At 65.0% G+C, this 9530-nt stretch carries 9 protein-coding genes and 2 pseudogenes; 5 read left to right on the forward strand and 6 right to left on the reverse strand.

What is annotated here, in order from left to right:
- The 6 genes and pseudogenes from ACIA75_RS25040 to ACIA75_RS25065 form a co-directional block, all read right to left on the reverse strand.
- Window positions 1-86, reverse strand: a pseudogene (locus tag ACIA75_RS25040) (ESX secretion-associated protein EspG); the annotation flags it as partial.
- Window positions 87-265: 179 nt separating this feature from the next.
- A pseudogene (locus ACIA75_RS25045) lies at window positions 266-577 on the reverse strand (hypothetical protein); the annotation flags it as partial.
- The gene (locus ACIA75_RS25050) at window positions 489-1463 is read right to left on the reverse strand and encodes a PPE domain-containing protein (RefSeq protein WP_397108047.1); all 975 of its coding nucleotides are present in this window, start codon (window positions 1461-1463) and stop codon (window positions 489-491) included. The pseudogene ACIA75_RS25045 and the gene ACIA75_RS25050, both read right to left, overlap by 89 nt.
- A 5-nt stretch (window positions 1464-1468) precedes the next feature.
- Window positions 1469-1774 (reverse strand): PE family protein, encoded by a 306-nt coding sequence (locus ACIA75_RS25055; protein ID WP_397108049.1) that lies wholly within the window; start codon window positions 1772-1774, stop codon window positions 1469-1471.
- 16 nt (window positions 1775-1790) lie between these two features.
- Window positions 1791-3038 (reverse strand): hypothetical protein, encoded by a 1248-nt coding sequence (locus ACIA75_RS25060; RefSeq protein ID WP_397108051.1) that lies wholly within the window; start codon window positions 3036-3038, stop codon window positions 1791-1793.
- Window positions 3035-3352 (reverse strand): type VII secretion target, encoded by a 318-nt coding sequence (locus tag ACIA75_RS25065; RefSeq protein WP_397108053.1) that lies wholly within the window; start codon window positions 3350-3352, stop codon window positions 3035-3037. Before ACIA75_RS25065 ends, ACIA75_RS25060 begins: the two co-directional genes overlap by 4 nt.
- 361 nt (window positions 3353-3713) lie before the next feature.
- Here ACIA75_RS25065 and ACIA75_RS25070 point away from each other — a divergent pair, with 361 nt between their 5' ends.
- The 5 genes from ACIA75_RS25070 to ACIA75_RS25090 all read left to right on the forward strand — a co-directional run bounded on the left by ACIA75_RS25070 (window position 3714) and on the right by ACIA75_RS25090 (window position 9524).
- Window positions 3714-5378, forward strand: a complete 1665-nt coding sequence (locus ACIA75_RS25070; protein ID WP_397108055.1) for a hypothetical protein — start codon at window positions 3714-3716, stop codon at window positions 5376-5378.
- A 9-nt stretch (window positions 5379-5387) separates the two neighbouring features.
- Window positions 5388-6170, forward strand: a complete 783-nt coding sequence (locus tag ACIA75_RS25075; protein WP_397108057.1) for an ESX secretion-associated protein EspG — start codon at window positions 5388-5390, stop codon at window positions 6168-6170.
- Window positions 6171-6287: 117 nt separating this feature from the next.
- On the forward strand, window positions 6288-8309 hold the full coding sequence (locus ACIA75_RS25080) for a hypothetical protein (protein WP_397108059.1): 2022 nt from the start codon (window positions 6288-6290) through the stop codon (window positions 8307-8309).
- A gap of 250 nt (window positions 8310-8559) precedes the next feature.
- Window positions 8560-8880 carry a hypothetical protein gene (locus ACIA75_RS25085; RefSeq protein ID WP_397108061.1) on the forward strand — a complete coding sequence of 107 codons (321 nt, stop codon included), beginning with the start codon at window positions 8560-8562 and terminating at the stop codon, window positions 8878-8880.
- The gene (locus ACIA75_RS25090) at window positions 8853-9524 is read left to right on the forward strand and encodes a YbaB/EbfC family nucleoid-associated protein (RefSeq protein ID WP_397108063.1); all 672 of its coding nucleotides are present in this window, start codon (window positions 8853-8855) and stop codon (window positions 9522-9524) included. Before ACIA75_RS25085 ends, ACIA75_RS25090 begins: the two co-directional genes overlap by 28 nt.
- Window positions 9525-9530 lie beyond the last annotated feature (6 nt).

The following is a 9530-nucleotide window of genomic DNA, read 5'->3' on the forward strand; positions in this document are numbered from 1 at the left end:
CTACCCGTTGTGACCGTCGACCAGATCTGTTGATCCGGCGAAACTGTGGGGGCGGCCGCGAGCCGGCCGCGTTCGGTGTCGTACACCGCGATCGCACCCGGCGCGCGCGTGTGGTGACACCGTCGGAATGGTCATAGGCGACTATCTCGGCGAAGCCGCGGCAGGTGCCGAGGACCGAGCTGATGATGGTGGCCTCCGGGGCGTGAGTCTCACCGTGGCTGTCGAACACTCCGTCGGCGTGCAGGTCGGCAAGGGTCTGTTCGCACGCGGCCAGCCACGTGTCATGTGAATCCTGTTGCGGGCCGACGGTCAGGACACGTGGCAGCGTCTGCACGCCCAATTTTTCGGCGACCACGAGAAGCGCGTCGTTGGACAGTGTTCTCATGGGCACGGTCCGTTTCCCGCGCTGTCCGTCGTGACCGGATGCGACCGGAACTGCGTCCCGCCCCGGTATGACGCGCGTCCGGCGGTGCCGGACTGGGATCTCCTCACGATGCCTCCACGCGGTGCACTGGTGGAGCGGCCTCGGCCGCGGCCCCTTCCGCACCCAGGACGGCGGGGGCCGCCTGGATCGCATCGGCGATCTCGGCGGGATCGGCGCGGTACTGAGCGGCGTCCCCGGCACGACCGCTGCGGTCATCGGCAGCGGAGGCGGCGGCCGCCGTCGCGCCCGGGAGCATCCGGCTGGATCCGGTATCGGCCGGGGTCGTCGCCGCGGTCGCCGGTGTGCTGGGTGCTGTGGTGGCCTGTACCAGCGACGGGGCCCGATAGGCACCGGGTTCGCGCGGTGCCGGGACCATCGGCAGCCGCGGGAACCCGGTGACCACAGCCCGCGGCGCGGTGCCGGGCTGTGCTGGCGCGGGCTGGGCACGGGCGGCCTCTTCGGCCTGCAGGGCGGTCTCCGGTGCGACCCTCGGCGGTGGTTCCTGCTGCCACGGTGTGCTGAGTGGTTCGCTGGCCATCTCGTACGTCCGCATGACCCGCGCGGCCGACGACTTCGCGGCATCCTGTTGGAGTTCGGTGTTGTCGGCGGCGCCGATCAGTGGTGCGCCCAGCACCGCACTCACCTGGGCGATCATCTGCTGTGCCGCCACCAGAGCGGCGATTTCCTCGGGATGCGGCATCGCGGTCTTCGCGAGCTCGTAGGTCGCGATGTGCTCGGCCACGCGGGTGGCGTTTGCCGCGGCGGCGCCCGCGGCATCCAGCAGCCAGTCTCGCACAACCATGAGCCGTTCGAGTGGGATCACGCTGTTGCCGGAATGCCAGGCCGCCCGCAATTCCGTGACAATCCGATCGTAATCCAGTGCCGCAGTGCCGAATTGTGCACCGAGCCGGGTCCAGGCCGCGACCGTCTCGGCCATCGGTACGGTGCCGTTGCCCGTAGCGAGGTCGTGCGCCAGCTTCTCCGCGGGCCGGGCCTCCCAGACCACTCCGGTGAAGCCGCATGCCGGTGGTTCGACCACGACGGCTATCCGGTTCTGCCGGCGGCCAGGAATGCCCCGGTATTGCCGAATTCCATCTCCAGCACCCCGTCGGCCTGTGCCCGGACCACGGCCGCGAGTTTGCGCAGCTCGTGGACAACCAGGTCACCGGAGGTGCTGTAGGAGTCGCCGACTCGGCGCAGGGTCTGCGCGGAGTGGACAGAAACCTCGTCGCTACCGGCGGGTTCGGTACTCAGCAGCGGACCGTCCGCGCGTAACGCCGCGTCCAGCCGGTCGGCGAGCACATCGAGATCGCGGGCGGCGCCCCGTGCGCGTTCGGGATCGTATTCCATGGGTTCCTCCCCGGTTTCACAAGGTGAGTGCTTTGTCCGGCGGTGGCCCGTCCGGTGCCGGGCCGGCCCGGTCGGTGACGCCGATGACCGGCGGCGTGATCTCGCCGATATCGCCGACCATCTCGCTACCGTGCCGGCCGGTCACCAAGGCCCCCTGCAAGTTGCTCGACGTCGACTCCCCGGCACCGCGTGCCATCGAACCTGCCGGCCCGGCGCCCGGCATGATTCCGGGGCCGGTTCCGCGCATGGGCGACCCTGCAGGTGAGCTTCCGGTTGTTGTCGCGCCGGCCGCCGGGGACGATCCGGTGTTGCCGGTGGCCGGCGCGCCGGACCAGGGCGCCAGCGGCCGGGGCGCGGGTGCGGGACCACCACCCGGCATCGTTACCTCGCCGCCCGGGCCGCCGCCCTTCGGGCCACCGTGCGGTCCGGTAGCCGAGGTGCGTAGTGCCAGTGCGGTATCCGACAGTTTCTGCGGGTGCAGGGCGGCGTTGCTTTCGGCAAGAGCCTTGGCTCCGGTGGTGGCGGCATTCACGACGGTCGGCAGGATCTGCATGACCTGCGACAGAATCTGCATGGCATCAGCGTCCGGTGCGTCGGTAACCGGGACCTTGGTGCCCGTTGCTGTCATCTCGGCACTGTGCGCGGTGAGCTCGGCGCGGGTCTGAGCGACCACGGCCAGGGCCTCGATCATGGTTTCGACCGTGGTGGCGGTCAGGAACACCTGCCCGGCCCCGGTGGCGAGGAACGGTGCTGCCATGGTGACCGTGGTGAGGTATTTCGCGATAATGGCGGCCATGGTGAGTCCGCCCCGCGATACCGAGCCTGCCGCGGCTGCCACACCCAGAGACGTCAGCGCGCTCTGGGTCGCAACCGCCGTCCCGTCAGCACCCACCTGGGACTGTTTGACTGCCGCTGCTTCGGCGCCCTGCCCCTGCCACAGGCCCGCTGCCAGTTGCATGGCGGAGGAACCGGCCTGCACCGCGGTCTGTAGCACCGAGGATGCCTGGGAGAGCACTTGTACCGGGTCTACGTCCGGCGCCGCGGGGAGACCGCCGGTGCCGAAACTGCTCGCCAGATCGGTCAGCGGCCGGGCCAGCGCCGTCAGATCGATGGTCGGCAGCGGGAATTCCGGTAGCGTGGGGATCTCCGGCAGGGGCGGCAGGCCCATATCGCGCAGCACCTGGTCGAGCGGCTTGTCCATGACGGGGCCGACCGGGCTCGACCGCAGCGCCTCGAGAATGGTCCGGTCGAGCGGCGGGGTCATCTGATCTCGCCGATAACCGTGAAATCGACGGCCGAACCCTTGTCGGTGCGCTCGTAGGTGCCCGCGCCCTGGTGGGCGGCGACCGCAGTGGCGGCATGGACGGCGGCGATCTCGTTGACCGACCGCATATTGTTCGCCTGCGCCACGGCGAACGCTGCCAGGAAATCCTGGCCTATCAACCCGAAAACCGGCACCACGGCCGCGATCACCGCGGCCTGGTTCGCGGCACCGGCGAGGGAGATTTCGGCGGCCATGATCGCAGAAGAATCGCCGTAGGCGCGGATCGCGTCAGGTGTGGCCTGCACGTTGTACATTTGCGTACCCCCAAACTCTCGTGTTCGAGATTCGAAACTACCGAATTCCACAGCGGTTCCGAACGGTTTCCTGCTCAAGCGCAAGTTAAGAAATAACGAGTTACCAGCACCTTTTTACATATCCATAACATTCCCAACTGAGGGAATCTGAGCGTGAGTGTTTCGGCGAGCCGGATCGGAGTTCGGTACTGCACAACGGCACGAATCAAGAGAATGTAAGCAAGTAAGCGGCTGGGAAGTACTCGGTTGACAGGTCCGCGGTTGCCCGACTGAACTGGGAGCATCGGAGATTTCGGCCGGGCCCACCGGCCGGGCTCGAGCGCGGCGGTCCGATCGGAAAGATCCGGAGGGGTTCCAGGGCATGGCAGATCAGGGCAAGGACGAGTCGGATGATGCTCCAGATATTGCATTCACCCTGGATCTGGGCGGCGGTTCGGCCATCGACGATCATCACGTTGCGGATGATCGACCGAGTGACGCCGACGAAACCGATGATGCCGCTGTCTCGGTAGTGGCCGGAACCGGAGTAGCGGAGCTCTCCGCACAATCCGCGGACGCAGCGGACAAGTCCCGCGCCGGAGCGGATATCGGTAGCGACAGCGCGGCCGCAGGCACCGCCCCCTCGGTGACCGAAGCACCCAGCCCGGCGAACGGTACGGATGGTGTCGAGCGGATCGTGGACGGACTTCTGTCCGTTGCTCCGGAAATCTGGGACAGGTTCTACGCCGAGTTCGCGTTGACCGTTTCAGCTGACTTCGCGCGGGTTATCTTCACCGCTGAGAGCGCCGAAACCGTGGCTGAGGTTCCGGCACCGGTGATCGACCTGGTTCGGGATTATCGCTCCGCTGCACCGGAACCCGAGCGCGGACCCTGGTGGCGGCTGCTGATCCACGTGACCGCAGATCGTGTCGTCGAAGTCGACTACGACTACGGGACCGATCCGTTCCCGGACGGTCAGCTCTTCGCGCCGGAAGTCTACCGCGCGGATGTGGAAGCTTATCCGCGCGAACGGCTCCCCGTATGGCTCGCCGCCTATATCGGGCACGCCGGGCGGCAGTCCCGCAGTCCGCGGCAGGCAGCTGTGGCCGCACGTGCCGACCGCGCCGCGGCAGTCTGGTCGGAACTAACCGAGAACGAATTCCCGGCGTTTCCGGTGATGTGGGCCCGATGGACGACCCTTGCTGCCGCGTTTGTCGCGAGTGGTTCGGAGTGGGGGCCGCGAATCCTGCCCGGGCTGGGCTGGTTCGAGAGTGCCCGGCGCAGCGGCGCGACACTGTGCACGCTGCCCGGCGACCGGGCAGTGCTCTCGGGCGGGGTATGGGACGCGCCGGCCCTCGACCGGAGCTACAACGGCGGCGACCCGATGCCGAAGTTCTACACAGGAGCGCCGGCATGGGTTGCCGACCCGGTGTTGAATCCCCGTGCCGCTTCCGGACTCCTCTCGTTCTGCTACTGGTGGGAAGGGGGCCGGTGGTATCGGGGCGAATCGCCGGACGCCGAGGATTGCGCGCCCGCGATACCCGGAGTGTGGACCGGTGAAACGGTGGCCGATATCGTCACGCGTGTCGTATCCAGGACCGGGCAGCCGGCGGCCCGGTCGGCGATCGCGACGTTGGTGGCCGCGGCGGAATCCGGAGCGGTCACCGAGGAAACGGTAGCCGACGCGTTCGGCGGCGGCGCAGTCGATGTGGACGGCGCGCTGTTCCAGTTCCGGATCGCCGGGCTGATGTCCGAGGTTCCGGCGGCCATGCCGGAGAAGCTGGCGCTGACCCGGGTTCGGCAGTTCGTGAGCGGGCGAGGACTCGATACCACCGGGTATCCGCTGGATGAGCTGGTGGCCGACCGGCTGGACTGCGGGTGGATGGTGTATGTCCCGGTGCCACGCGGAGAACTCGCGATCGGGCGGGCGATCTTCTATATCGCGGACGACGGCGTATTGGAGCCGTCCTCGTCCTCGGTTCCGCCGGCCCGCTACATCGCCGAATTCGAGCAGCGGTTCGAACGACGTCGGCACGCCGGGGTGTGAGGCGACGCTGTGACGGATCGGAGATGGTTCCTGACGGGGCTCGAGTTCGCATCGCTCTGGGACGATATGCGGGAGTCCGGTCTGCCCGAATCGTTCGTACGGACATGTCGGATCGCCGACTATCGCCAGTATTTGCGCGCCAAACGTGCGGCGCGATATGAGGCGGTCGAGCGGATGGGCCACGGGTTCGACGAGTTCCTCGACGTCCTCGCCAAGCCGGACATACGAATCATTGTGACTGGAACCTGTGTCAGTACCCGGAATCCGAGTATCCGGCTACAGGTGGTCCGCCGCGGCGCTGACGCCTATTCGGTCGAACAGATACTGACCGACGAGTCGACTCGCGGGGGAGAATTCTATGTGGAGACCCATCACATCCTCGACATCGGCGACTTCATTGCAGGTCGGCTACCCGCTGAAGTGCCGCGTGGGCGCTTGGGAAGTATCGACCTGTCTTCGCAACTCGCCATTTCTATGGAGTACGACTACCGTGAGTCCCCGACTCGTGAGCCGGTATACGACGAATTTTCCTCGCAAGCTGGGCGATTCCTTCGATCCTCCGTCGACTGGGTCGGATCCATCCGGATCGTCCAGGGATTGGCGAAGTACGGCTCCGGCCACCGGGCCGAGTACGTGGTTCCATGGCGGGATCTATGTGGCGACGGTCGGTATGTGATCACTTACCACAATGGAATGTTGACAGCAAAGGGGGTCGGTTCCGTGCAACTTGTCGATGTAATCAATACCGGAACGGCGGCAGTGGTGGGTGCGATCCGCGAGGAACGGCGCTGATACCGATCGGGAGATGTGCGCCCAGTGATTTCGATTGGAGGTGGTGGAACCGGTGATCAGACCGAGCTCACCCGCGGCGGCGCCACTCGTGTATCCGCCCAACCCTAGGTGCGGGAGATGACGGAACCGGCAGATACCGACGACCTTGAATTGCCTACGGATGACGCTACTCCAGTTGCTTTCGTCTGGGACGATCTCAGAACCTTCGTATCCGATCAGCTGGTTTGCTTGGAGAATGGGGTGGCACAAGACTGCGCATCGGCTGTTGCCGATACGTACGAGGATGTGACGGCAATTCGGTCGTACGCGGAACGTGAGTCGAGCGCGCTGATCAATATCTCTCCGTTCGACGAAGGTGCGGCTTTTTCCCGCAGGCTGGCCGATTGTACAGCGGACTTCATCGAATTATGTAATGCGCTGCTCGATCGATTGTCATTACGCCACGAAACGCTGGTTGAGGCAGGTAAGGCGTTCGAGCGAGTCGAAGATGTGAACGCCATGGAGTTCGGCGCCCTCTCGGAATTCTCGTACGTTCCGGATCCGCGCACCTCGGTGGGATTGGGTGCGCCGCAGCTGGATTTGGGTGCGAACTATGATGCCGATCCATTGTTTTCCGGCGATGCGCATGTTCCTGCGCCGGCCACAGATTTCGAAGACGGCGTCACCGCCTACAGCCTGCTTCACCCAGCGGCGACCGTGTTCTTCAATCCGCTGACCCTCGACCCGGAGCATGACGCTGCCGAAGCATGGGAGCTGGTCTACTCGCTAGGTGAGCACCTGACACGTGGCAGCGTCGTCGAAGGTCTGACGGCTGCCGCCGGCGCGTGGTCTCAACTGGGAGTTGTCCTTGCTGATTCGTTACTCCGGATGCAGGACCGCTTCAAGGCGCTGACCGAAGAAGCCTGGAAGGGTGAGGCGAAGGATATGGCCGCGGCTGTGGTCGAGCAGGACACAATCGATGTGATTGCAGTAGGTCCGGCAACTGATTGTATGCGCGATTTATACAGCTACTTGGCGTATTGGATGAAGGAAACGGACGCCGCCATGCCGACGACTCCGGATGTACCGATGAAGACGGTCACATGGGCATTTTCTCCTTGGGCACCCGACGGGAGAGAAATAGTGTCAGAGGGGACATCGTGGTGGAATACTCCAATTTTTACACACGAAGATGTATCGGTCGACAGCAAGAAGATCCAGGAAAAACTCGAGGCGATGGAGACGAACTATACTTCTCGGCTGGAGATTGCCGATCGAACCATCCCGGACTTTGGTGACCTGATCAATTTGATGCGCTCGCCGGGTGGATCCGGTGAAGCTACCGAGACCGATCCGCTGCCAACCGATCCGTTGCCGTTGCCGACGAACCCATCGCCATTGCCGCAACTCCCTGTGGATGAGTCACTTCCCGGCACTGAAACTGGCCTGGCCGCGGACACCCGCGCCTCGGATCCGGGCCAGGAAGCCTGGGAGGAAGCTCAGCAGCAGCAGTTGGCGCAGCAGGCGGGACAACAGGCCCTGCAACAGGGAATGGAAACACTTCAGCGGGCTGCGCAGGACGGTCTCACCGCCGCGCAGGAAAGTCTGGCGAATGCGGGACTGCCCGGCGCCTTGCCCACAGGAGGATTGCCGCTGGGTAGCGACCTGGCCAAATCCGTCGGAATGCCTGCACTGAAGGCAGGGGGACCCGGTGGCAGCCTTGCTGGTGGCAGCAGTCCGAGTACCGGCGCGCCGAAACCGGCCCTGGACCAGTCGAAGCTGTTTCCCCGGGCGAACTTGCCCGCGGGCTCTCCGCTGGCCGGAATGACGGCGTCTCAGAATGCGGGGTCGCCCACGGCCGGCTCGCCGATGGGTTCTCCGATGGGTGGCAGCCCGATGGGTGGCGGCCGAAACGGTCAGGGTGACGACAAACCTGAGCGGGCCAAATATCTGGACCGGGTCGATAACCTGGACGAGGCTCTGGGTGATCCGGTGGATATGACCCGACCGGTGGTCGGGGAAACCGGAACGCGTCAGGCGGCTCCGGAGCAGCCTCAGCGCCAGCAGATGCCGACTCCTCGGCCCGGTGCACCGCGGGAACCGGTGAGGTCGGCCCGGCCCGGCGAGCCCGTTGTCGTGCCCCGAACAGAAAGGGCGTAAGGGCTGGAGCGGTTGTGCGGTGAGAAGCCGTACACGTGAGAGTGACGGTCCGCATGATCCGGGTTCCCGGTCGGCCCGGAAATCGGCAGTGCAGGTGTACCACTAGGGTTTACGTCTTCTTGAGCGACTGCTCCTATGGTCTTGTGCCACGATGGTTTCGGATACACACTCGGGCCATTTCCGAACCTTCGAGGATCTCGGATCCGGCCGGTGGTATGGATGGCGTCACAGCGGATGAGGAGCGGGCACCGTGGCGGATATCAAGGTCGACCTCGACGCATTGCAGCGAGCCTCTGCGAAGGGCAGTGATACCCGGAATGCAGTCGGTTCCTGGACATCGCGAATTTCGGAGATTCTGTCCCGACTGCCGGCGGCGTGCGGTAACGATCAGTACGCACAGGATTTCTTCGAAGGCGTCAATGGCCAGCCGGGTATTCGAACGGCTGTGGAGGCGACGGCAGACGGCGGGGATGTTATGCACCGCTACGCCGACGATATCTGCCGTGCCCAGGCGGACCAGGTCGAACAGTTCAGTTCGGCCGAATGGGCATCGAGCAGATCGTTCGGCTGAATATCCGCGGTAGGTGTGGGAACGGCGCTGGTGGTCAGGAGTGGAGAATGTGGAAAGGGCGCCTCAACGGGGGTGATTCGCGGATGGAGGCCATTGTCGGTGGTCTTCAGCAACAGATGAGCGTGATCGCCGATCTCGAGCGGCAGCGCCGTGAACTCACTGTGAGTGCCGCGACCGAGGACGGGCGGGTGACCGTCGCAGTTGATGCACAGGGGCATCTTGTCGATCTGGAATTCTCCTCCGATATCGGGGAATTGAGCTATACCGATATTGCGACCGCAGTCCTGTATACCGTCCATGAGGCAGCCGTCGAAGCCGAGCGCCGCAGTGTTGAACTCTTCGCGCCGCTGAACGAGCAACGCGGGCAGATGCCGAAGCTTTCGGAACTGGTGGGCGGGTTTCCGGGCATGGAAGCCGTGCTCGACGCTCTGGAAGATGGGTCGGACTCGGAATCCGCAACATCGGATGAAGATTCTGCAGTCGAGGTGCCGGTCTATCGATCGGCCGTTGAGGACAACGCTTCGCTGGTGGCCGCGCACCCGGACGAGGATGCTCCGGTGATGGAATTCGGTGAGGCGGTCGATCTGGGTAACGTGTCCGGCGACGCGGAGGGGTCCGCGGTCCTGGATCGCGACTGGGTGTAATCATCG

This window comes from Nocardia sp. NPDC051750, assembly GCF_044453135.1.
Taxonomy (GTDB): Bacteria; Actinomycetota; Actinomycetes; order Mycobacteriales; family Mycobacteriaceae; genus Nocardia.

Coding starts and splice junctions, on each gene's coding strand:
- ACIA75_RS25055 (WP_397108049.1), bottom strand. CDS start 1,774: ATGGAATACGATCCCGAACGCGCACGGGGCGCCGCCCGCGATCTCGAT.
- ACIA75_RS25060 (WP_397108051.1), bottom strand. CDS start 3,038: ATGACCCCGCCGCTCGACCGGACCATTCTCGAGGCGCTGCGGTCGAGC.
- ACIA75_RS25065 (WP_397108053.1), bottom strand. CDS start 3,352: ATGTACAACGTGCAGGCCACACCTGACGCGATCCGCGCCTACGGCGAT.
- ACIA75_RS25070 (WP_397108055.1), top strand. CDS start 3,714: ATGGCAGATCAGGGCAAGGACGAGTCGGATGATGCTCCAGATATTGCA.
- ACIA75_RS25080 (WP_397108059.1), top strand. CDS start 6,288: ATGACGGAACCGGCAGATACCGACGACCTTGAATTGCCTACGGATGAC.
- ACIA75_RS25090 (WP_397108063.1), top strand. CDS start 8,853: ATGGGCATCGAGCAGATCGTTCGGCTGAATATCCGCGGTAGGTGTGGG.